We start from the raw sequence: 26,857 nt of genomic DNA on the forward strand, positions 1-26,857 counted from the left end.
TTCTCCTGTTACTTGCGGCCCTTTTTGCCGCCGCCAAAATGTTCTGCCAGGCTTGCTAAAGAAGCTGCGCTGACCCCTTTGGAGCTTCCGGAATTTCCGGTGCTGCCACTTTCTGACCGGGCAGCTTTTGCTGCTGTCCCGGATTGTGCCCCAGCCCCGCCCTTAGAGGCAGCTGCGTCCTTTGAGGCGGCACCGGCCTTTGAGGCAGCCCCCACCTTTGCAGCCGTGGCCTTTTTGCCCGTGCTGTAGACAGTGGCGGATGAACGCTCCTGTGGCTGCTTTCTGATCTGTCCAAAGCCCTCGCTGGCAAGCAGGGCCGCAAAGGACTCGCCATCATCACCATCTGCCTCATCATCGCTGTCACTTTGAGAACTCATGTCCTCAGCAACAGGAGGAATCAGCTCCGGTGCATCAGGAAGATTGCCCGATGTTGAGCCCCTGTCAGCACCTGAAGTGTCAGCACCTGAACTGTCATCACTGTCAGCTGCGCTGCCAGCTCCAGAGCTCTGCGCCCCATCTGCCCTGGTGGCTGATGCCTTAGTGGCTGATGATCCGGCGCCTGCTCTGGCACTGGAGCCTGCTGCGTCAGCTCTTGTGCTGGAATCTCCGCCAATGACGTCCCTGTCATTTGAGACGTCGGAGTCCGTGTCCTCGTCAACCCTGACAGCCGGAGGCAGATCAGGTTTTAGCGAGGTGTTAAGCATTGAGGCCAGCTGACTTGCAAGTGAGCTTTGCTCTACATTGCCGCTGCTGTAAACCAGTTCATCGGAGTTATTCCATCCCCTGGTCTCATTGTCGCGACCAGAGCGGTAATCTCCTGAATCTGACGAACGTCCAAAGCCTGAGCTGTTATAGCCCTCACTGCGACTGCTGCGGTTATCCTGCCAGGAGTTGCGGGAACTGCTGTTCCAGCCACCGCCCGGACCGGCACCATTACTGTTGCCATTGAAGCCACTGCCGGTGCTGTTACTGTTGCTGTTCCAGCCGCCAGCATTGCTGTTTTTGCGCTTCCAGCCAGTATTGCCCCAGCTGTTGCGCTTCCAGCTTGCATTGCCCCAGCCACCACTGTTGTTGCCGCTGCTCCAGCTGCTGTTGCTGCTGTTGCCACTGCTCCAGCCGCCATTGCTGCTGTTGCCGCTGTTCCAGACACCATTGGTACTGTTGCTACTGTTCCAGACACCCTTGCCGCCTGTACCACTGCTCCAGCCACCACTTGATCCGTTGCTGGAGCCACCGGCAGTGTATCCGCCGGTCTTGCTGCCAGCAGCAGTGTATCCACCAGTCCTGCTGCCAGCGGCAGAGCTGCCGCCGCCTGTGCTGCCACGATTCCAGCCACCTGAGCTTTCAGTACTGCTCCTGGCAGAACGCTGCCATACACCTGAGCTGGCGTTACGTGAGCTGCCAGCATCAGTCCTGTCAGTGGCATCAGCTGACGGTGCAGCACGGTCTTGATCCGATGATGAGGCAAAGGCGTTGGCACTGCGCCACTGGGCACTGTTGTCATAACGATCCTGGCCATAAGAGCCCGCACGGTCGGAGCGGCGATCCTGGGACTGAGCATACTGGTCACTCTTCAGTACAGATGAGTCATCCATGCTCTCATGGGTGTTGATCTGATCACTTTGCTCAAGACGGGCATGCTCTTCCCAAACTGAAGGCACCTGGGTGACCTCATTGACCTTGTGTGCCTGCTCAGCACCATTCCTGTGTGAGCCCGATGCACGGCGTCTGTTCCTGCTTTCTGCGTCGGCGTAAAAGGTCTGGTGACCACCATGACGGGAGGCGGCAGTAACATTGTTCTCACGGGCAATTTCATTGGCAGTGCCCAGCACTGTGGTGAAAGCCGGAGCGGTAGTCATGCGGCCGGAGCTGGAATTGAGCTCCAGATAGTCAAACATGGCGCGGTAGACCTGACGGGTTTCAGTACCCTTGCGATCCATGGCTGGCATACGTACATCACGGTTGTTGTACATATTGCGGGCACCAAAGACCATCAGCAGATTCTGAGCACGGCTCATGGCCACGTTGATGAACTCAAAGCGTGACACATTGGCTCTTCCTGCCGGGAAGTGCTGATTGAAAGGACCGCCATTATTCTTGACCAGCGACAGTATTACTACCGGCTTTTCCTTACCCTGATAGCGGATAACGGTATTGATCTCCACATCAAGGGCATCAAACCAGTTGCTGTTGCGTCCCACCATGGCAGTTATCTGCTCACGAATGGCACGGCACTGAGGCTGATAGAAGGAAACCACACCTACCTGCAGCTTTCTGCCCGGACCATAACCGGCAGCAGTGCAGATATGCTCCATCTCAATCAGGGTCTTGGCAATCAGATGAGCCTCGACATAGTTGACGTTGCGGTTACTTTCAATGGTATAGGCTTTACCCTGTTCATTAAGGGTAGTATCCACCCACAGAATGTGATCATCAGGGCCAATAAGAGTATGGCCGGCCTCATCCTGAAGTACTACAGGATGAGAACGATCACGCTCAGGGTTACCGCAGTGCAGACTCTCGTCATAGAAGAAGTTAACGAGACGCATGATCTCAGGATGCATGCGGAACTGCATGTCAAGACGCTGTCTTAAGCTCTCCGGAGCCTGCTCAAAGAGTTCCTTGAACAGGGAGGCAGTGACCATGTTTTCATAACGCTCAAAGTTCGAGCGGGTCAGCTGGGCTACAGACTCATCAAATGCACCCTCCTCATCTTCGCCAGCAATACCGGCACTGGCATTATTACGGGCATTTTCAAGACGGTCGACCTCATCTTCAAAGGTCATGCCGTCACGCTCATTGAAAATAGGAGGCAGCTGACGGTGGTCACCTACCAGCACGGCCTTTGGAGCGCGCATTAAAGGCAGCAGCAGCTCCAGAGGAGTGGCCTTGGAAACCTCGTCAATAATGACCACGTCAAAAGCATCAAAATCGTGAGCAGCCAGGGTACGTTCGTTTTCATTACAGGAAACTGCGACCACATTACAGCTCTGAATATAGGCTGCTTCGACCTCATCCCAGTCACGGCGGGCATGACCGTCGGCATTACCAAGGATATCTGCCCACTCTGATGCCAGAGCACCAAAGCCATCACTTGCCACCAGACGCAGTGCCTCAGGTGAGGTTTCAGCTGCCAGTGTGGCAGCTGCCTTACCAGCAGCATAACCGGCTGCCATTACGCCACCGCCCCTGACGCCCTTACCAGCTGCAGATGCAGCTGCACCGGCAAAGGCAAGACCTGCTGAAGACCTGCGACGGGCCTGCTCAGCTGCAGCAGCAGCGGCACGTTTAGCAACAGCCTGCTCATGGGCAGAAAGTGGCAGCGGCTGAGCGCAATCACAGGCCTGCACTCGACGGCGGGCCAGCTCAAGGGCAGGAGCCAGTGAAGGAATTTCATCCTTCATAGTCATACCTGAGAAGAAGAACTGCTCAGTGCTGCGCACCAGCTCGGAAATAAAGCCGCAGCGTCTCATGGAAAGAATACGGCTGGCAGCGTTGCCGCTGTAACCGGTAATAACATCATTGCATACAGTAAGCAGACTGCTGCCCAGCTCCCTGATACCTTCCTCAACACCACTCAGACGCTCGCTTATCTGCTGCAGAGAAGTCTGCATGTGGCTGATAAGAGTTCGGCCCAGCAGTGACATGGCATAGGCAAAGTGAGACCTGTCCTCATCGCCAAGTTCTGCTATCAGACTCTCAACCCTGGTTACCGAGGCAATACTTTCTTTAAAAGTAATATTAAATCCAAGCTCTACAGCCAGATCCTCGTAAATGCAAATGTCATTTATGTAATCGTCATCTGCATGTATATAGAGATCGTCGTACTCGAGTGCCTCCTTGAGGGTCATATAAGCTACAAAGCGCTCATGAGGTACCACCTGCACAGTACCATTGAGGATTTGTTCTTCACTAAAGCTATATGAAGACAGAGCACCACAACAGGATTCATCCTCTGCACAGGCCACGTCATCACCATCGACAGAGTCTTCACCCCTGACCTCGGACTCAAGGCCAGCATCGGCCGCAACTCCGGCATCGGCCTGAATAGCAGCATCTACCTGAATGGCAGCATCGGCCTGAACAGATGGCTCAATGTCACCACTGGCAACATCAGTAACCAGCTCAGACTGTGCCTCTTCATCATCATGAGCAGCATGCTTATCTGTAATGTTTTGTGAAGCATTATCAGAAGCTGCAGACTTGCTTTCAGTCTCATAACTGGCTGTTCCGCCTGCATCATGACTGTTACCCTCAGCGCCAGCCTCGAAGCCAGAGGCCTCATCAGCAGCTTCAGAGGCAGAGGCAGAGTCAGCTGACTGCTGGTCAGTGCCGGCGGAGCTGTCCTTTGAGCTGTCTGATGCGGCAGCATCTGATGCAACAGCATCTGATGCGGCAGCATCTGATCCGGAGGCACCGGCAGAGCCTTGCTCGTGGCCTTGCTCGTGGCCTTGCTCGTGCTCTTGCTTGTGGTCTTCCCCGCTGGCATCTTTTACATCTGCATCCGGGGCCAGTTTCCTGTAATCGGTATCAAGGTCAACTTCGGACAGATCGATCTTCAGCATCTTGAGCATCTGAGGGCGATTGGCAAGTGCCTTGAGCAGACGGCGCGGATCTATCTTGTTAGTGAAAGGATTGCTGTAATTGCCTTCCTTAAATCTGTCAATGAAATCATCGGCAAATTTCTTGATGAACTTCAGGTTCTGAGATGAAAGCCTGTTTTCAGGATAGCCTGACTCAAGAAGCTCAGCCAGCAGATTGGTCATGCTGGCCATAACACCGTTATGACCTACCTGTAATGGAATCAGACCTGAGGATGAAACCTGCTCTACATCAGGCAGAGTTTCAAACTCATGCTTTTTGAGAATCTGGAAGAATCTGTAAATACCCTGAGGCATGCCATACTTCTCAGCCAGAGCAGCAGCATCATCAAATCTGAATTCAAGCTCACCAGGCTCTGTACAGACACAGGCCCAGAACATTTCAATTGTTTCCTGACAAGGGCAAAGCTCAACACGGGCAGAGGCAAGACGCACATTGTCTGCCCATGAGAGTTTCATGAGGTGATGATAGACCTCAGGCAGAAGATCCTCTTCGGTAATCCTCCTCATGTCATTAACAATGGTACGGGACAGCAAAGCTACTTTATAAAAGTCTTTGTATTTGTCATACAGATACTTCATGCTGCTGTCAAAAGCATTGGAGTATCTTGACGTAAACTGCTTCCTGCTCTTTTCCAGCTGAGCTTTAACTTCCTCCCTGTGATCAGGATCATCTGCAACTTCCAGCATGGAGTATGGCAGTAACAGATATTCAGGCTTTTCAGGAGGACTGAGCAGACTCAGACCTTTACTGTGAGTATCGCGAGGGATAAGGTCTTCCAGATCCTCATCCATAGTGCCCTCAAGAACAGGATGACCGGCATTTAAGGTACGGCGGACATTCAGATCCACATCAGCCATTATCGAGCCCAGAGTGAAGAACTCCTCTCCGGCAACAGTATTACCAAAATCTACTGCCTTCTCGAGAATTTCGTGACACTCGGCCATGGTATTAAAGTAGTTACAGCCGGTGTCAATAAACTCCATAGGTCCCTTTGGACCTCTTACGAGCTCCGTGGTGCCCTGATTTTCAACCTTCTGATTTCTGGCATCAGTGGTCAAATCGTTATAGGTCTTGATGTTCTTGTTAATGAACTCGCCAAACTTGCTGCGGAACAGCGGACGCAGTTCGCAAATATCCCTGTACAGCCCCCTGAGCTTGCTCAAATCACAGCAGGCGGCAATACGGTGACCAGTTGCCATTGGATATAAGGCAAGGCATGACAGATCAAGATCGGAACTGCCGGCTGCCTTTGCTCTCAATGAGATCATAATTGCCACAATACGGGCATAAACAGCACACAGATCGGCACGGGTAAGTTTTACTGTTATCCTGGACTCCGCATACTCAAGTTCCTGATTTGCAGCATTAACAGCAGCATAAGCAGCCTTTTTATCCTCCTGGGTTGCATCTTCTGCGCTGTAAGCTGCAAAAGAAGCTGAAACGGTAGATTTAACGACCTCCTCAAGGTCACTGATTCTGGCCTTATGCTCTGCCCAGGCCTTTGCTCTTGCCTCCTCACTGACTGCCGACAGGTCTATGCCGGCAGCGGCCCTGGCCTCAGCGCTCATAGCCGTTGGTACAAAAGAACCGGCAGCCAGAACGGTTCCACTTCTTCTGACAAACTCCTGGTGCATCAATCCGCTCACATAGAGATCATGGACGTCACCAAGACGGGTACCTGTAAAGCTCATATTGCAGTGCATCGAGTCATTCTCGATATTAGCGTTAAAGTGCTTTACAAATGATTTAATAAGACCTTTGTCTACATCGCTGAGCTCTGAACTGAGGTCTCTTGTAAGAGAACCACGGGTCTGCTCGAGAGCAGCCTGTCTGAGATCGTCATCCAGAGGACCAAAGAGAGCATCCAGTTTGCTCTCAAATACAGCAAAATTGTGCGCTGTGGAGACAAGGCCGTCAGCCGACTGTGAAATTTTGCCCACAGGAGCAAAAATGGCAGTACAGCCACGGTGCTCAGCAGCATAATCAAGAGCCTTTTTAATTCTCTCCTGCTGCTTTTTAATATCTTCCTGACGCTGAGCCTGAGCACGGGCATTTTCAGCCTCGATTTTGGCCTTGTTCTTACGGGCACCACGTCTTAAACGTCCGCTCTTTGCCGGCTGACTCTGAGCCTTGTCAGCCAGGTCCTCTGAAGAGTCCTCAGGACGCATAATCAAATCATCAGCACCGGCACAGGAGTCAATAAGCACGCGCAGCTGTTCGGCACGGACCGCAAGGCGATCCATGAGTTCTGCGTCAGACTGGCTTAAATTGAGCTCAATATCCTGGTCCTGCTTCTTTGATTCATCGTACCTGTTCATTTCAAAGCAGAACCTGAACATTACTGACATCAGCTGAGTAAAGGAACTCATGATGCTGATGACATTAAAGAGCTGAGCACTGTTGTCACTGCTCAGGTCATATTCAGGGCATACAGGCTCAAGCAGCCAGTTGTTGAAAACAGCTGTATTCTTGAGCATGTCTACCAGGCTCTTGCGTACCAGCTTCTTGATTACCGCATGACGCTGCCTGAAAACACCATCTCTGTTGTCACGGGCATCGACCATGGTGACAGACTGATAATGAAGATAAGACTCATTATCATCCCCACTGGAGCTTTTCTCGGCGTTGTAATCAACCTTGAATATGCCAGCATCGTCAAGAGAACTGATATGACTTAAAGTGCGCAGCAGGTTTAAGGCTTCAAAACCAGTTGACTCCTCGTGACTGACCATATTGAGTATGGTACCTGTGATGGCACTGGTAACTGCCTGAATATCAAACTCATCAGGAATATAGAAACCCATGAGCTTTGTAGGGATGTCGCCTTCTTCAAAAGACCTGGCAACTTTGTCATAAATATCTAAAACTTTATTGAAGCGTTCCTCGTAATTATCCGGATCAAATGCAATCAACGGACTAAAGCACAGGAAGTTGCGGGCTGACATGAAGGTCTGGCAAAACTCTCTGACGAGCTCGGGATCCATCATGGACAGCTCCCCAATCTTGAAGTCAGTTGAGCTGACAAGCTCTCTGATTTTTTTGCGCACCTCTTCAAGCTTACGGGACAGACCCGCAAGTTTTTCTACAATGCCGGCATCCCTGGAATTCCACTCCATGTTGACGCAATGAAAAATCCTCTGCAGCTCATCGCTTTCATTTACTGTAGAGAGCATGCGCGGACCAATCCTGTTGGTTCCGGACAGTGAAGACAGATCAGATGCCATGATCGATGCCATTGAGCATATGTTTTTAACCATGAAGGCAAATGGCTCAACAGTATCGAACTCCACCTGGGCACGGAAGCATGCCTCTGCATGGGTGTTCATCAGTGTTGCAGGAGTTTTACGGCTGGCAAGAGCATCTGCGGCTTTGTAAGCGCGCTCCTCAGCATTCTGAAGCTTCATCATTGGCTGAGCATTGTCTACAATCCAGTCAATGATCTCATCAAGCTGGCTCAGAATTTCCTTCTGTCTTTTTTCTACACAATCAGCTGAAGCTCCGACCCATGAGGTGGCAGCTGAGGCCACGGATCCAGCCCTGGCGGTCTTGCCAGCATCTGTACCTGCGCCGGCAGACACTGCCGCAGCGGCTGCCGCATCGGCTGCAGCAGTCCCGGCTGACGCACTGGCAATGGAGGCAGATTTGGCACCGGAGGCAGATTTGGCACCGGAGGCAGCTGCAGCAGCCTCAGATGCAGATGCAGGCTGCTGTACAGTCTCATTCTTTGCTGCGGAGATTACTGACTTGCCAAGAGCACGGGCAACTGCAGGATGCTTTTGTGAAACATAGTTGACTTCCTCAAGCACGTCATCAACCAGCTTATCATCCATTTCAATGCCTTCACGCTCCATGAGCTCTCTGGCAAGGCGCCTGGCACAGTTGAGCCTTTCGGCTTTGGTGATCTCCGAATGCTCGATATAAAACTGCATATCCTTCAAAAGGATCAGTTCTTTGTCACTGATCTGTGCATCTTCAGTGTCCCTGAGCGTGACTGCCGGATTATGAACAAGGGACTTGAAGATCAGTCTGAGCTCATTGAGATCATCCTCATCGAAAAGTTCCTCATAGTCTGCAGATGCAGCAGCATCACGCAGATCTCTCTGAGCAATGCCCATGGCAGACAGAGCTGACAGATCGGCCTCTTTGCTGTCACTGTCAAGCAGAGCAATCATGTCAACTACGCTGGCACGTACCTGTTTGATGTGCTCCATCAGGCTCTTAATCATGCTCTGATAATCGACGCTGTCAGTCTCGCCACGCACAGAGCGGAAATATTCTCTGCGGCGCTCAAAATCAGGGATAGCCTTTACTGCCTCAACGAAGGCGAAAAGACCTTCCATCCTGTCCTCAAAGCTCTCTGAGCGCACTGAGGCAATATAGCGGTCAAAGGCGGCAACAAAGTCGTTGCCAAAAGGATAGAAGTCACCAAGCTGCTGCATGGCCTCGTCCACGCCCTCACTGAGCTGTCCGGACCCGGCACCGGCACCTGCACCGGCTGCGCCGGCACCTGATGCATCAGCGGCATCAGCGGCATCAGCTGCACTGGCTGTGGCGGCACCTGATGCAGCAGTGTCGGCAGCTGCAGCGGCTGAGGCGGCAGCCCTGCCTGCAGAGCCGGCAGCTGCAGTGGTGCCGGCCATAAGGCTGGCGCCATGAGCAAGGTCACTGGCGGCCATACTGGCACTGGCAGCAACGGCATGAATGTCGGTATCAGCACTGATGCTTGAGACATGGACAGCATCGCCCTCTGGACGCAGAGCACTGCCGGTAAAGCCAGGTCCCATGGACAGCACGGCGCTGTCCATGGCGCTTATCAGCTCACATGGACGGGCCAGCTCTTCAAGCCAGCTGCCGGCATGTTCAAGAGCCAGATCAAGGCGGCCAACCACATTCTCAAGGGATTGTCTGAGTTCATCTGCAGCCTCAAAGGAGCTGCAGCCGCTGGTATTTAAGGCACGGGCCAGAGGTCCTATTCTCACTGCCTTGAGCACCAGGCGGCGCAGACGTGCAGACAGTCGGCCGACAGGACGCTTAAGACCAGTCAGATCAGGGGTAGCATGCTCAAGGTCTGTGTTCAGTTCAGCAATTTCCTTTTGAGCAAAGGAAGGCACTTCATTAAGAGCAGTAGTGATATTGCGGCAGCCGGTCAGCAATGGCAGCTGATCAGCTACGGTAAGACGGCGCATGTCAGCCACAGCAGCCTTTTCCAGCTGCTGGGTAAAACCCAGCATTTCGCTGGTAACCAGAGGCATGCCATAACCTGTCATGCCCAGCATGACAATACGTAAGGCCAGATCAAAACCGCCATCGGAGAAAGGATCGGTCTGATGAAGAATGGCTGAAATCTCATCGGCTTCAGCTACAGCCTGCTCAAGGCCTGGAAGACGAAGACGGCAGTGCTTCTTAAGACAGGAATAGACTGAATCGACAAAGTCGTAAGACTTGCCTTCAACTGTTGTGCTGGTACTGAAATCCACACCCATGCTTTCAAGCTCGGCACGGGCAGCGCCCTGACTGTTGCTGTCAGCATCAATACGCTCACACATGGCAATCAGAGCCGGCATGCTGCTGGCAGCAAGACGATCAACTACATCCTGCAGATCCTGCTCGATCTCATCGACACGGGCAGCGGCTGCATTATCATCGTCCTCAGGGGCAATGGTATTGTGATTGAGAGGATCGCTCTCTTGATCCTCATCAATGCTGTCAGTGTCCAGAAGCTGAGCAATGGTATGAGCACTTTCATCAAGGGCATAAGGATCGCTGTCATCCTCAAAGAGCTTGGCAAGGCCCTGAGCATATTCGTAAACAGCTTCGGCCTCAGCAGAACGCTCGTCCTGAGTCTTTGGCAGCACAGCACGCTGAGCCTGCTGAGCACGCTCAGCCAGTTCGGCGGCTACGGCCTCTTGAGCAGAACCCTTGTCATCATTGCCAAACTCATCTGAATAGTCGTCAAACTGGGCAAACTCAAAGGAAGAGACCACATCCTCGTCAATGCAGTCATACCAGGAAATCATTTCCTCTTCACTGCCGCCGAAGATCTCATATTTGATATCCAGCAGAGGCAGATCAGTGCTTCCATAGCTGTGGTAGCTCTGATCTGAGGCATAGTTTTCCAGAACGACACAGCCAGATAAGTCAGCGCCCTGACCGCCACGCAGACGGTCAGCCTCGCGGCTTAACATCATGGCGGCAGCAGCACTCAGTGACTGACGCAGTGAGGAGCTCTCATCGCAAAGCTGACCGGCATGATCGGCTAGCGCACGGTACTGGCGCACCAGTACCTCAGGACCGGTAAACTCACGGCCTGATGGAGTAATGCGCTTGATATTGCCGGCAAGACGCAGGGCGCGCAGATGCGGATGGTTTTCAAGGCGCGCAAGGGCATTATCAAGAGCGTCATGGGACTGGGAGGCCAGCAGCACACGCTGATTGCGACGGGCAAACTGGGCACAGGCCTCGGCAATAACCGTGGTCTTGCCAGTGCCTGGTGGGCCCTGAATCAGACAGATATTAGGTGCGGCCAGCATCTTGCGCACGGCCAGCTTCTGATTGTTGTTAAGCTCGGTATTAAACCACCTGGTTACCGGCTCAATAACCTCAGGCTGATGGGCCCCCTTGATGTCAAACAGATAGCTTGACAGATAAGGGGCATAACAGCCCTCATTGGTCTTAAGGGAGCGCACGGCTGAGCGGTGACGGGCTATCAGGGCAAGGTCGCCTACAATGGACAGAGCAAGGAAGCCCTCCTTTGGCAGATCCCTGAGCACACTGGCAATACCGGCACTGATGGCGGCATCGGCATCAGCTGCACCGCCCTCACCTCCGGCCTGAGAGGCACTGCCGCTCCTGTCTGCCTTGCCAGACTTTGAAGCTGCGCCTTTTGAGTTAAGGGCACTAAGGCGCCCAATGGCATAACTGAGCTCTTCTGAAAGCTCCACGCTTACCAGGGCAAAAACGGCGCTGTGCGGATCAAGAGAGGATATGCTCTCATCGGCATCCTTGTCGCCACGGCGGCGGCTGATACGGCGGTTTTCATCCTCAATACGACGGGCCATGCGCTCGCGCAGAGACTGGCACTGCTCCATCATGAAAGCATGAGCACTGCTCTCGGAGATGATCTCAGTGGCACTGGAGTTAATCTGTCCAATGTCATCAAAATCGATTTCGACGCTGAAGCTCTGGCGATCATTTAACTGAGGTGGCAGACGGAAAACATAAGGATCAGCCGAAGATCTGAGATTGTAGGCATGCAGATTCTGGCGGCGGAAAGAGCGTATGGTGCTGCGCAGATCATCGTTATCACTGGCAGCTACCAGGAACTCAAGGCAGCCGCTGTCTTCGTTGTAGGACCAGCTGAAATAGCGCAGACCCTGAGAGCGGTGCTTTACCAGGGCCTCCTTGAAGTAAAGGAAGTCCTCCCAGTCGCGCAGACGACGGGCGGTATGGGCGGCAAATGGAGGAATAACGCGCATGCAGGCGGCAGCCAGCACATTGCCCATCCTGCCAGTACCTGAGACATCAGAGCCCTTATCAGTAGCACTGTCCACGGCAACGCTGGCGGCCTCAGCCCCTGCTGTGCCAGCAGCTGCTGCTGAGCCTGCAGCTCCTGCAGCCCCGGCAGCATCAGCAAGGCCTGCGGAAATGACCAGTGCGCGACCGGAGGCGCTGGCACCGGCAGCACCGCCTCTGTTGCGTCTGCGTGGCGGATTGGCCAGATCAGGGGTGGCCGCCAGAGCCTCTTCAAAAGGCTCCAGGCTTACATCTGGCAGATCACCCTGAGGTGCGCAGCCCTGAGCAAGCAGGGTAAATCTGATAAAGCACTCAAGCTCCCAGTCGGCGCGATCATCGCCACCAAAGCTGATGGAAGCACGGCCTGGCAGGAACACAGGTGAGCTCTTGTCCAGAGGGCATGAGCCAACCACGCACAGAGCTGCGCCTTCATCCACCCTGTCAAAGAAAGGATGCAGAGGAATACGGATGGAAAGGTAGAAACGGCTTTCCACAGTATTATCAAGGGTGATGTTGCTGATAAAGCAGCGCAGTGGAGTATTTTGACCATCCATGAAGAAGCGCTGCAGGAAAGCAGAAGCCAGCTGCTCACTGGAGCGGCCGGAATTGAAGAAGTAAGGATAGGAATCCTGATAGCGGTTAAGAGCAAAGCGTACCGAGCGGTAGAAATCGCTAAGAGGCTCACGCATCCAGCTGCCACTGATACGGCGCTCCAGAGGCATACGCCAGAAAATAATGCCACGGGCCACCATGCCCTTGAAAGCCGCATAGCCGCCCATGCCGCTGCCCCCTGAGACCATATCGCCAGCAGCAGCTGCTGCAGCCACGGCACGGGAGTAGGCATCATCAAGAGAGTCAGCATCGCCAGCTTCAAAGGAGCGGGTCTCATCGTGTCGGACAGTTACATGCAGCGGCACCTCGCGATAGCCGTTGACATCAATGCTGTCCAGCTCAATCATCTCGGCCTCAACAGGCTCAGCCTCGTAAAGCTCAGGCTCGTCGGACTGTGAACCATAAGGCTGCTCAGCATAAGCCTCATCTTCATAAGAGCCGGCCTCACAGGCCACAGTCTCACCGGCATCGCCCTGATAAGAACGATCCTCATAAGCGCCTGCCTCACCGGCATCGCCCTGATAAGAACCAGCCTCATAAGCGCATGCCTCACCGGCATCGTCCTGATAAGAACCAGCCTCATAAGCGCCTGCCTCACCGGCATCGTCCTGATAAGAACCGGCCTCATAAGCGCCTGCCTCACCGGCATCGTCCTGATAATCATCAGCCGCATAAGGCTCATCTGCATAGCCCTCAGATGCATAGGCATCAGCAGCACTCTGGGCATCATCAAGCTCAGCGATTATGGCCTCATGCACTACGCGATCCTTCATGCCGTCAGTGCCATAAGCACCGGCATCGAGCTCGTCAGCATCAAATCCGTCATCTGGCAGCGGTGTATCAAAGACAGCGCCGGCCTCATCAAATACCTGATCCTCAACACCATCAGCACGTGCAGAGCCGGTATCAACGACAGCTGATGCTGCCATGGTATCAGCAAGGGTCTGGTCCTGGAGCTGAGCAGACTGGTCACGACGGGATCGGGCGGCCGGACTTACTGAATATTCATAAATACCTGCTGCTGCCATGCCGGTATCTTCAAAGCCGTCGATACCAACACCGGCGGCAATGGCACCATCAGCAAGACTGAAGGAGATGCCGGAGTGATCATCAAGATCACCGGCAACAATGCTGTCGGCCAGATCGCCATCAGCAAGCTGACGATCCATAGCGCTGGCTACCATGTCCCCTGCCATACCAGAGGTAAGAGCAGCACCATGCTCAGCAGCTCCCATGGAGTCAGAACGTATACCGGTATCAATACCGTCAACTATTGCGGCATCAACTTCCTCAAGCTCATCGAGTCCTGAAGCTGACTTGACGGCAGCTGCTGCGGCAGCCTCCATGTCATCAGGTATGACCAGAGAGGCGGCCAGATCCTCATCTGACAGATCCTCATCAATATCATCATTAAAATCTTCAAGGTCATCAGCCATGCCCGGATCGGCAGCTGAGGCATCAGCAAGCAGCGAAGCCTGAGCAGCCATATCCTCAGGGCTGTCAAAAAGACTTCCCTGGTAAGGCTCACCTGAGTCACCTGCCTGCATGCCAGTATCCAGCTCCGGCTGCATGCCCGGCTGCATGCCTGCTTGCGCGCCCTCGACGCTGCCCTGGGAAGAACCATCGCCCATGGCATCAGCTGTGCTGACGCAGAAATCACCAATGGCGCCGCCCATAATGCCAATAGCACCGCCCATGCTGACAGGGTCAGACATGTCGACCACAGCTCCGTCAGCTGAGGTTGGGGCCTTCTGGCTGCTGCCTTCTGACTCCTGAGCGGCAGCGGCAGTGACCTGAGAGCTCTCAGTCATGGCTACGGCAAGGGAGGCGTGACCGGTGGCATCAGCCGCACCGGTAAATACGTCACCCATGGCACCGCCCATTACGCCTATGGCGCCATCAATGAGATCGCCCAGAGGATCGTCTTCCTCGACCTCCTCATCAAGATCAGAGCCAGTGCCAGCAACAGCACCTGCACAGTGCCTGTCAGCCGCACTTTCAGCAGCAGCACGGGCTGCAGCAGCGGCATCTACATCACCTGGCTGACGGGCATAGCCCTGAGCCTCAGGATCAGTGGCCAGATCACTGTTGACCTCGGCATCGAGGTCAAGGCGATCCATATTGTCAGAGTTATCCTCAATAATGATATCGGCTGGCAGCTGACGACCGGCACCGGCTACTTCGTCGACATCAAGGAGCATGTCCTGCATGTAATCATGAAGTACAGGATCGTCGTCAGAATCGACTGAAGCGCTGTGCAGACTGTTCAGGCTGGCGGCCACCTCAGGATCAATATCATCACCGAGCAGCTGTGAATTCCAGATAGCGCCGTCCTGGGCGCCCTTACCATCAGAGGCACCAAGTCCAATATCATCAGCATCAGCCATGGCATCAGCAACAGCACTGGCAACATCCTGGGCCATTGTATTATCAGCCCTGGCAGCGCGTGCCCTGATTTCAGACTCTGCGGCTGCAGAGGAAAGATACAGAGGACCAACATCAGTAAAGCTAAGGGCGTACTGGCAATCAGGATCACTGGCCTGCACAATACCACCTGTGGTGTGCAGGAAGTTATAGCCTGGGAACATGCCCTGACTGTCTGCCTCAGGGCGCCAGCTGGTTACCAGATTGCGTGAGGCAAAGGCCGCACCGCAATGTCTGATATTGGCACGGGCACGATCACGGGCATATTCAAGATTGCTCTCGTAATGAGACTGATAGCGCAGCAGATTGAGCTGGGCTTCATTGCGGTAAATAAAGAGACTGTGCGGAGCTACTGAGGTAAAGAGAGCCTTACAGGTAGCCTCATCTTCAGGGCTTACCGGCTCAGCTTCATCACAGCGCAGCTCTTCAGGCAGGCAGGAGGTAAGAGATTCTGGCAGCTGGGCGCTTAACAGAGCCAGCTGCTTGCGGCGCAGGGCACATTCGGCCAGATACTGTCTTTCGCCAAAATACAGATCAGTGCCGTCCCAGCTGCGACCGCTGGCTTCATCAATGGCAATCTGCTCATAAACATGCATGTCCCAGAAACGCAGGAACATACCGGCAGCGCGCATAGGCAACAGCAGCTCACCACCGCGCAGATTGATAAGGCGGGTTACTTCTTCAAAATAAGGACGGTCACTCTGTCCGGCAGGATCGAGATCCTGGGACTCAAGAAAACGGAACTGACTGATACGTCCTGAGAGCTCTTCATCATCGAGATAGCGGGTAATCTCATAATTGTAAGAGCGCATGTAGGCGCCCAGACGAACTGGTGCCAGGCCATTGTCATTGATGCACAGAGCAAGGCCATGGGAGGCGGCACGATCGTTTAAACGCTCGGTTAAAGGCAGCTCCATCAGCGCCAGCAGCGAATCCTGCTCTGCATTGAGGCGGCGCAGGAACCACAGAGCCATGACAGCAGTGCTGCCCTGAATGGCACCGTTTTTGAGCCAGTCCGGCTCATCGATTAAGGCCAGCACTGAGCACAGGTCAAAGAAGGTCTGACGGCCAAACTCAAAATCCTCAGTCTCAATGACAAAGTCACTGATGAGATTTTCAGCATTGCCCTCAGCGGCAGCTCCATCAGCACCGGATTGAGCTCCTGCATCGGCTTCATAACCCGCGCCGGCATCAGCACCGGCTGATGCATCAGCAGACTTTGCCTTAGCCTCAGCATCAACCCTGGCTACAGTCTTTGATTTAGCCTTGCCCTTTCTTCCCTTGCTCTTGCCAGCGCCCGCGCCAGCATCGGCGTCTACACCGGCGTCCACGCCACCGGCATGGGCTGCTGCAGCGCCTTCAGACTCATCAGATACAGTTGTGGCAGCACCAGATGCAGTCTCTGCTGTCTGGCCGTCTGCACAAACAGGGGATACAGCAGTGGCGTTAAGATCCACGGAACAGTCACCACAGCCCAGCTCACGGCGCGCAAAAACAGCGCCCTTGGCCAGGGTGGTCAGATCAATAACGCGATCAAAAAGACCGGTGAGATCAACAGTAAGCTTTTCTTCGCGGCCCACACTGTGAATGTGGCACCACAGGCTTAAAGCCTCAAGCTCATCGGCATCTTCAGCACACAGAATGCTCTGGGAGTCGACCTTGCGCAGCATGCGCACCAGAAATCCAAACAGGCCCGACGGATCAAGCTGAAGATAACGGTATTCTATATTGCGACACTCTTCTCCTATGTCAGGCAGTAATGATGCGGCGCTGCCGGGCATCAAAGAGGTATCAAGTTTTTTTCTTCCTGAATTTTTCAGCGCAGTGCTTCTGGTAAGGGCAATGCGGGTAAATGCTACATCTTTAAAATCTTTACCGGCTACCAGTATGTCCACGCCCCTGAGGCCACTTTCGGCCGCCGCTACTACCGGGTAGCGGATAGTCTCAGGATGAACGGAAATTTCAAAATAAGGTTTGAGAATAAAGTATCTGTTGAGATTCATTAAATTTTTCATAGTTGTTTTTAAATATTTTTATATATAGAAACTTTTACAATAACCTGGCGCCACAAGGGCCTTGGGACAGACCGCTGAGCGCTTTGTCTGTCTAAACATATAATGATATCAGGGATAGCACACAGGAAAAACCTCACAGCTCACACCTGACCCCAAAAAGCATGCACTTAAAGGGCCAGGGGCAGCCCCGTAAGGCCCATATGGGCGCCCATGGCCCCACCGCCATCCAGGATCCCGGTACCGACCACAGGCCACACGAGATAATGGACAAAATACAGAGCACCGTCCCCACGCAGGTCCAGCACTAATACTCCCGGCTGCAATTACGTATCATCACCTGTTAATATCCCCATCCCTACGCAAACCTTGCCCGCAAAAAAGGCCTGTCATGTAACCATGACAGGCCTTTAAAGCCACAGCTGCCCGCCTCTCACTGCCAGACAGACAGACCTTGCCTGACTGACAATGTCAGACAAAGCCAGACAATGCGACGCAGTGCCTGACATGGGCAGACAGGCCGCCAGTTCCTGACAGGGACCTGCCTGCAGACTGGCTAATACAGCGAGGTCATGCCCGCGCGTGCAAGGATGTCTCCGAGGTTACGATGCACACAGCGCGCGGACAATATGCGGTCAGCCCTGCGCTCACTGGCCATGAGATCACTGTAGGCCCTGCGGCCACCGCCACCGCGCAGCACGCTGTCCGCCGCAGCGCTCTGAGAGTTGCTGCAGCTGTCATTGCCATATGTGGCAACCAGCAACGTGCTCTGGCCATCGTCAGCATCACCGCCCTGACTTTCCCACCAGGCTATAATCTCATCAAGATCGGCCTCACAAATCCCGTACGCACGGCCATCCTCTGCTCCGGCACAGCTTCCGCTGCCAGCGCCCGCGCCGCTGGCCGTGCCCACGCCTTCGCCTGCATCTCTGCCCGCGCCCGCTCCTGTGTCTGCGTCTCTGCCCGCACTGTCATTTCTCTGAGTGCATTTGCCCTCCAAAGACTCACAGTCTTTCTTGATGTTTTGGCCATCAGATAACACGCTCACAGCTCTCTCCCCATGTTCAGCCTGACAATCAGTGCCACTGCTGTGACAGCCTCCGGACAAATTGCCCGTGGACGCTGCAGCCTCACCTGAAGCTGATGCAGCTGCAGCAGCTGCACGGGCTTCTCTGTCAGACGCACAGGCGTGTTCAGACGCAGAACCACATAACCTCTGCAGACCGGACATTTGAGCCATACAGGAGCTGACTGCCTTGACGTCCCTTTCATCCCTGTACGACTGTGCAGTCTGGACATCCTTATCTGACCTGGCTGGCACCTGGGTACCTGATGATTCATGGCTGCTGTTGGCACAGTTAAGAGCCATGCCGACAGTTGAGCAGCAGCGGGGCAGGTCGAGAGTAAGGGCGGTCAGAGATTCACCTGACAGACGACTCAGGCACCAGCGGCCATAAGCCTCGGCAGGTAAATGAGCATGAGCTGACATGGTGTCTTCACAGCTGTGCCAGCAGCTGTCCTGAGATGATTCAACATGAGCAAGAACTGTATTATTGACTTGCATACAATACTCCAGGGGGCTGTAATGTTTGCAGGCAGCCCTGTTGATCCAGGCAAGGCTCATAAAGCCACCTGGCAGGGCCGGTTTACCCCTGTCATCACATTGCTGCAGATCTGCCCGGCAGGGGCCATAACTGTGGCCCCGCAAGATGAGACAGACTCAGTCAATGCAATCACAGGATATGAGCTCATAATGCGCTCTGAGCGGCTTTCATGTAAGCTTTTGCTCCCTGTTTGCAACCCTCCCCTGCACAGCAGCCCTCAAACACCTGTGGCCATAAAAACCATGGCCTCCACCTCACATACACCATAAATCCCGCCAGGTCCAGTCAAGGCCCGTGCTGTCAGGATGTCACGCCCCCCTTGCTCAATCCCTGTCCTGTCAAGGTCAGGCCTGGCCAGACCAGGCCTGCGCTGTCAGGCTGTCCGCGCCCCATGCTGCCATGTCCGGCCCACTCTCAACAGCCGCTCGCATTAGGCTATGCCCGCCATACTTTCAACAGCCGCTCCCATGGCGCCATGTACCACAGAAGCCCGGATTACGTCTTTCTTTTAGTACAGTTCTACTTAAAACAAAAAAGCACCCGTACTGGGTGCCTTTCATCACTTCTTATACTCTTCCAGAGCATGTTTAAGCTTTGGCTCAAAATCAGGTTCCCCCATCACCAGAAGTGGAGTTTTTTTCTAATGGCCACCGACTGTTCACTGGAGACCAGATGGAGGATCACAGTATGGCCAGTGGACAGTATTAAGGGCCGTTAAACAGCTGATAAGCAGCACTTTTCCGGGCCGCTCATGGCCTGTAATGGCACTGGCAGGCCATAAGTATAGAGCGGCCCTTTGTCAGCTGTGCTGTCAGCTATACGCAGTCGTCATACTCATCAGCTGATGTGATCTCAAAGTCAGGGCATAAGGTCGGATCTGCAAGGGCAGCAGCCAGCTCCTCAGGACTGACCTCAGGGCGGGCCAGAGCGCTGCGGCGCTGTATGACACGTGCATACTCAGGATCAGTCTGAACCTGCTCGTCGCGAGCCTTTGCCCGCTCTTCAATGGCATCGGCCTTTACCAGAGCCTCGTCCTTGAGCTTGCGGCGCCCACCTGAGCGTACAGCCTGACCACCGTCACCGGCTTTGGTCTTGCCTTTGGCCCCGGCCCTTGTTGTACCCTGGGTAGTACCTGCGGCAGCAGCTCTGGTTGAGCCCTTTGGTCTGCCCCTGCCTCTGCAAGCCGGTGTTGAACCAGCCTCCTGAGCATCAGCAGCGCTGTCAGCTTTCTTCTTGCGGCCACGGGTGCGCTTTACCACACTCTGGCCTGAAGCATCAGCATTATTATCAGCACTTACGGCTGCGCCAATGACTGCTGCGCCAGTATCAGCATCGCCATCAATACCGGATCCTGTACCGCCACCGGATCCTGTAGCAGCCCCAGATACTGCTGATGCATCAGCAGCCTCTGACTTTTTCCTGCGACCTCGTCTGGCCTTAACAGGCATATCGCTGCCCGCATCCGATACAGCACTGTCACCATCAGCACTGGCTGAAGGTGCAGCTGTATCTGAACAGGCTGCACTGGCTGCACTGGCCCCCTTTGGCTTACGGCCACTACGGGCTTTGACCGGAGCGGCTTCGTCACTTATGACCTCAGTACTACCTCCGGCACTGGCACCTACGGCACCGGCACCTGCCGCTGCTTCAGCTGCGGTGGCAGTGGTGGCGGCGCTCTTGCGGCCCCTGCCTGCTGATGCCGTGGCACCTGAAGACTCAGATGCTGTTTTTTCTGCCTTGCTCTTGCGGGTGCGGGGCTTTTTGGCATTGAGTTCCATCTGCTCAGGGGTAATCATGTCCTCAAGGCTGTTTCTTAAGAACTCATCTGAGCAGGCCTCACGCAGGGCTTTCTGGTTTTCCTTTTCTACAGCACTGGACAGATTGAGGGCTTTACGGGCCTGAGCGGCACTGTCAACTATGGCATTGCGGCCCAATATCTCTCGAGTGCGACGACGCTCAACAGAAAAGCTGGTGAAGAGAGGATCAATATTGATGGCATGAATCTCAATATCCACCCCTGACAGATCCTCGCCTGGCCTGAAGTTCAGATGAGAACTGTTCTTAATGACCACACGGCCAAAGATCTCCCTGATAACAGCAGATCCTGAGAGTATTGATTCAACTGAGGTTGAGGCTCTTACTCTGACGCGCGGGCCTTCAGGACCAAAACCATGAAGGCTTACGCGTCTCCAGTCAAAGCCACGACCTGACAGGCAGCGCATCAGCCTGCTGTTATCAGCCTCTGAGCGATCACACTGCTCAGTTATAACCTCATCATTGCTGTAAGTGACCAGACGGCCATCACTGTCAAAGACAAGGCCATAATCATCCTCAATGTCATCCAGTTCGCCAGCGTCCAGACTGTCATAAAACCTGTCCTCACCAGAGCCAAAGAATTCCCCAGCGTTAAAGACATCGCAGTTATCACCAATACCACTGGTGTAATAGGAGCCAGGGTCACTGTAAGCTCCGTCCCAATCAGTACATGCGCTGCTCCGGCATGCGCCGCTCCGGTATGCGCTGCTCCCGCATGCGCCTCCCTCTCTGGCGCCGCACCCGCTGGCAACGCCACCGGCACAGCTGCCGGCGGCGGCGCCAGCTTCAGCTGAGGCCGGTGACAGCGCTGCGCCCTTAAAGCCGGTCGGGGTGCTCAGGGCTGTCATAAGAGCCTTTTCACCCAGATCGACCTTAAGAGGATCCTGACCACGACCTGCTCGTGAGCAGGCCAGCAGATAGAGGCTTACAGCTACGCGCAGCTGCCAGTCCAGAAAGGCATGATCCTCTTGCTGGTTATACTCCTGCATCAGCACCTGAGCTCCCAGATCCATTTCACGGAAGCACAGATAATAGCCCCGGGCAATAATGACGTCGGTGGCTGTTCTTATCAGTACCGGATATGGCTGGATAACAGTACTGGTCTCTGAAAGAGGGGGAGCGGCAATAAAGGACTGCAGAATTTCCATACCAAGGGCATTACTGTTGGACTCGGACTGACGGGAGAAAGGCCCGTAGATATACTCCTGCCAGCTGCTGTTAAGCACGGCCCAGGCACGGGTGCGATCCACAAAGAATACGTAATTGCCGCTGACATAGACATCAGAATCACTGCGATTGATGCTCACACGGCGCAGCGCACTCTCAAAGAGCTCCTTCATCTCTCTGAGCTGCAGCTCAAGGCGCAGCTCATCAGTAAGCTCAGGCAGCTCCTTAAGCTCAGCATCTTCCTCATCCCCTGCAGCCGCATCAGCCCCTGCTGCACAGCTGTCGCTGCAGCAGCTGTCGGTACTTACAGCTTTCAAATCAGGCTGGCTATTATCCTGAGAGTCATTTTGCAAGTCATTGTGTTGCTCATTATGCAGATCATTGCTCTGGTCATCTGGCTGCTCAACAGGTAAATCATCCTGCAAATTATTTTGTAAATTATTTTGCTCAGATTCCTGTAAATCATCCTGCTCAGATTCCTGTAAATTATCCTGCTCAGAATAGTGTGAGTTATTGTTCACACTGTTGTGCAAATCATCCGTCATAGTATTTTGTAAACAATTATGTAAAGCATGCTTCACATAATTTTGTGAGTCAGCTGATGAATCGTTCTGCAAACTGTTTTGCAAATCGTTTTGCAAATCATCTGTTTCATCACTTTGCTTAACGGACGCACAGCTTTGGGAGCTAATATTAGTTTCACTCTCATTCACACTCCCGTTCGCATTCTCAGTAATGCCTGACAGGCATGAATAAGCGCCAGCTGAGTGCTCGCTGCTCATAGATTGCTCAGCACTTTTGCTTACTTTATTTCCGGCCAGAGTACCATCAGTGCAGTCAACATCAGCAAAGTCAGTATCAGTGCAGGCAGCGTCATCACTGTTAATACTCTGCAAATTATTTTGTGTATTGTTAAATGCACCATTTTTAGCTGCTTTATCAGCCGCAGGAAGACTGTCCATGCCGTCGTGGCTGCATGAGTCTGCAAGCTCCCCATTCCTGTCATTATGAGCGCCTGCAGCAACGGCTGCAGCATATGCATCAGCTGCGTCAGCTGCAGCAGCTGCCTGCGCTGCAACCACAGCCTTTTCTGCGTTTGCAGGAGCGGCTCTCATACCGCACAGCAGCTGAGTTTCCATATCAAGTATCTCGCAGTATTCGACCATGCTGTCGTCGGCATACTGCAGGAAAGTGTAATCACAATGTGAGCTGGAGGTCTTGTTATGCCTGGAGCTGTCAGCTGCAGTGCTGTCGATATTAATTTGTAAAGCATTATCAGCACTGTCAGCACTGTCAGCACTGCCTGATTCGGCCTTGTCATCACCTGAACTGCAGGTATTTACAGCTCTACTGCCAGTATGATTCTTGCCGCTACAAATGGCCTCACTGTCAGCCTCGTGAGCACCTCCGGCAATTTTTGCCGCCCCGTTTTGAACCTCTTCGCCCCCTGCTGATGAGACCTCAGAAGACCCGCAAAGGCTCTGTTTACTGTCGCCATCACACACTTTATTTTCAGTTTTGTCTGCTATATTGCAGTTACTGCTCTCACTGCTGTCGGCTGACATGTTTTCCTTCTGCGCGGCCAGCAGGGCCTCAGGATCAATAAAGTCCCATTCATCAGCAATGGCGCTGTCACTGTCACTGTCACTGTCATTGTCAGCAGCGTCACAGGAATCATCAGCATCAGAGTCAGCGTCCATATTGTCACCACCCTGGGCACCTTTATCAGCCTCAGCTGAGGCTGCAGCTGCACCTGCTTGTGCCACAGAAGTGTCTGCTGCCAGGCCTGTGCAGTCTGACGGGGATGTATCGTCAACAGCTGAGCTCAGGCAGGACAGGTCTGCTGCTGCCAGGTCATCAATGCCTGAAAAATCATCGGCTCCCATGTCAGGATAACTGCCTTCCAGGTCCTCAGGATCAAAAGGAGCATCTGGATCAAAGTCCATTACCATATCTGTATCTGCAAGGCTTACAGCGTCCTTGCTGCCCGCCTGAGCGCCGCTTCCCTGTACGGCCTGCATGGCAGATGACGGAATGACCAGCTCAAACTCGTCATCCTCCATGTCAAAGGCAGCTTCGGGATCATCAGGGTCAGCGCTCATAGAGCTGTCAGGAGCCACCACACTGCCCGGCACCCTGGCATCAGCTGTACTGTTATCATGGCTGTCAAGGCCAGCTGAAAGACCGGTGGCGCCAGCCTCAGCGCCGCCTGCGGCAGCCCAGGCGCTGTCGGTGTCTGCGGCAGCGGCTGACGCGGATGCGGCAGTGTCTGCGTCGGCATTCAGGCCAGGCTCCTGGGCGTATGTTACTGAGTCAAGGGGCGTCTGTGCTGCTGCCAGAGCGCGCTGCCAGGCGGCAGCAGCGCATGATGGCGGAGCGTTAAGATCGATATTGCAGGCCAGACCAAGGGCGTGCAGGCGGGACAGATCGTGCTTTATCTGGGTGCGCAGCATCAGGCCGCAGGCCAGCTGCTCACGGGTCAGATACTGAATAATGTACTGGGCGTGGACAGGCTCCCATACAGGCTGCTCCACGGCCTCCAGAAAGTCACACAGTCCTGATACCAGGGTGGGTACTACATGATCTGCAAGGCGCAGCTCCTGATATGGGAAAATCTGGGAGATAACAGCTGTGGTATGAGAGCAGAAATGCCTGAAGACCTCCACGCCATATCTTTCAATACGATCGTGATACTGATAATCAGACAGACTGTCATGAAAAGTGGCTGTCCAGGGATTAAGACGCTCGCACTGGGCGCGGTAGCGCACATAGAGCATGTGAGCTCCTGTGTTTTCACAGAACTGGCTTAAACTTACGGTGCCACAGGCAGCATCATAACGCTGACCATTATCTGAGCAGATTTCGTATTCATAAGGAATGCGCCAGAGCTGATGGGCAAAGCAGATCATGATAAGAGACAGCTGTACTATTACCTGAAGCTGCTCATGATCATAGCGGCCCAGTGAGGCCTGCACGGCCTGATGGTACAGGCTCTGACACAGAGGGCCAAAATGCTCTTTTTTAAAGGCATTGAGCACACCATCACTGTTGTGGTCGCGGTTAACTGAGAGTTCACTGAATCCTGCTGTTCTGACCATGATGTTGGAGCGGCAGCGGTTTAAGGCCTCCTCATGCCAGCGCGCCCATTCATCATCTGAGGCAGCCATGCCCACCATGGGACCGAGCACTCTTGAGGTGGCAAGGCGGCGCATATCCAGGCTGTCGCCGCAAAATGGTCTGCCCTTTTTACCCACACGTTCAAGCTCAGGGAGCATAAAGATACCCTGGCCCTGTCCCATGCCTGCAAATGCGTCGCTGCCCCATGCGCCGCTGCCCCATGCGCCGCTGCCCCATGCGCCGCTGTCCCATGCTCCACCGGCACAGGTGGTGCCGCCATACGCTGCTGCGGGCAGGGCCCCGGCTGGCTGATTTCCATAAGGCTGAGCCCCTGGCTGAAGCTCACTGTCGTACAGGGCAGTGGCTCCCATGCTGCTCAGAGCTTTGCCCCAGGCCGAGGCTGTTACCTGGGGATAGCAGTTGCCTGTTCCCGTACCCCATAAGGTGCGTGCCAGATTACAGGCCTCCTTACCTGTAAGCTCCAGCCATTTGTGAGTGCTCTCAGGCCTGCTGCCAGCGGCTTTGCTGCCGGCTGCAGCGCCTGTGCCTGCACGGCCTTTTGCTGCTACGTGAGCCGCCGGGGAGGCAAGCCAGGTGCTGCCACTGGCATTATGCTCGTAATAATCAAGGCCCGTAGCCTGACGGGCCAGCAGGTCGGCGCTTATCTGGCCGGGAAGCTCACTGTTGTGCAGTACGGAAATAAAGTCGTTGAGCTCATGGTGCAAATCATTGAGCTCATAACCGGCACAGTCCCACCTGCTCTCCCAGTCACTCTCATGAATAATGCCCTCATATTCGTCATTATCAAACATAAGAGCTGTGCACCAGCTGCTGTTATACATGGCAAGCTCAGTGGAATCTCCGCAGATAAGGCCAGGCTGGGAGCACTGATAGCCTTTAAACACCCTGCAGCTCTCACCGGACCCTTCAGGGCGACTGCCCACAGCAAAAAAGCGCCAGTTGCGGCTGTCTTCAATCTCCTCATCAGCCCCGTCAGCGCCATCAGCCGTGCTGCCCGCAGCGCTGCCTGCAGCGGCGCCGGGCTGCGCATCCGGGGCACGGCCACGGCTGCGGGCACGTCCTGATGAAGTGCTGTCCCTGGCGCTGCTGTCTCTTACGCTGCTGTCCATGTCCTCTTCAGCGCCGCCCTCACTGTCCTCATCAGCATCGCTCTGCTGAGCCTGGCGGGCTGCCTGAGCGCTCAGGGATTTTAAGATAGTGCTGCTTTTGACCAGACTGGCAGACAAAGTGCCATAGACCTCAAGGGCGGTATTGGCAAGGCGCAGGGAGCGACGCAGCATATCAGCCCTGTCCATGGCACAGCGCGTCAGCTCCACAGGCAGGGGGCCGCACTGACGGACCAGCATGCGGATAAGAGGCATGAGCAGCAGAGCTCTTTCCTCAGGATTGCCCTGAAAGCTGCGCAGCAGGACAGCTATTTCACCCTGACAGTGATCGATTAACTGCTGATCACTTAAGACCTCAAAGCGTACCCAGCCATCTTCGGCAAAGGCATAACTCGGACGCATCAGCGCAGCATCAAGCTCACCTGTGCCCTGCTGCGAGGCATTAAGGCATAAGGGAGCGGCCCCGTCGTCTCTGACCTCATCCCAGCTGTCATCAAGCATATAAAGACCGCCCGGCTGCACGCCCGGGCTGGCCCCTCCAGCAACCGTCCCTGTGCCGCCTTTAGCGGCGCCCGCACCATAACCCGCACCAGTTGCTGTGCCGAAGTTAGCGGCACCCGCGCCCTGGCCATAAGCTGCGCCTGATCCGGCCGGCTGTCCGTATTGTGCGCCACCGGCGCCTTGCTGACCATGTGGGCAAGGCTCTGCAGATTTCTGCCTTGCGGCTTTATGACCATGGCGTCCTTCCATGGCAGCTCCCTTGCGCTCAAAAAATGACGCCCATACCTGACTCATGGACGCCATTCGCTGCTCTATCCAGCTGACACTGCGCATAGCTGTTCTCCCTGTCTGTTATCTCAAC

At 54.3% G+C, this 26,857-nt stretch carries 3 protein-coding genes; all 3 read right to left on the minus strand.

Annotated features, from left to right (window positions below; translation table 11 throughout):
* Positions 1-8 precede the first annotated feature (8 nt).
* Positions 9-17,156, minus strand: coding sequence for an AAA domain-containing protein (locus MXE41_RS01770; protein ID WP_247099144.1), 17,148 nt, complete (start codon positions 17,154-17,156; stop codon positions 9-11).
* 565 nt (positions 17,157-17,721) lie between these two features.
* Positions 17,722-18,729, minus strand: a complete 1,008-nt coding sequence (locus MXE41_RS01775; protein WP_247099145.1) for a hypothetical protein — start codon at positions 18,727-18,729, stop codon at positions 17,722-17,724.
* Positions 18,730-19,584: 855 nt separating this feature from the next.
* Positions 19,585-26,829, minus strand: coding sequence for a hypothetical protein (locus MXE41_RS01780; protein WP_247099146.1), 7,245 nt, complete (start codon positions 26,827-26,829; stop codon positions 19,585-19,587).
* Between the last annotated feature and the right edge of the window lie 28 nt (positions 26,830-26,857).

This window comes from Anaerobiospirillum sp. NML120449, from assembly GCF_023051105.1.
Taxonomy (GTDB): domain Bacteria; phylum Pseudomonadota; class Gammaproteobacteria; order Enterobacterales; family Succinivibrionaceae; genus Anaerobiospirillum.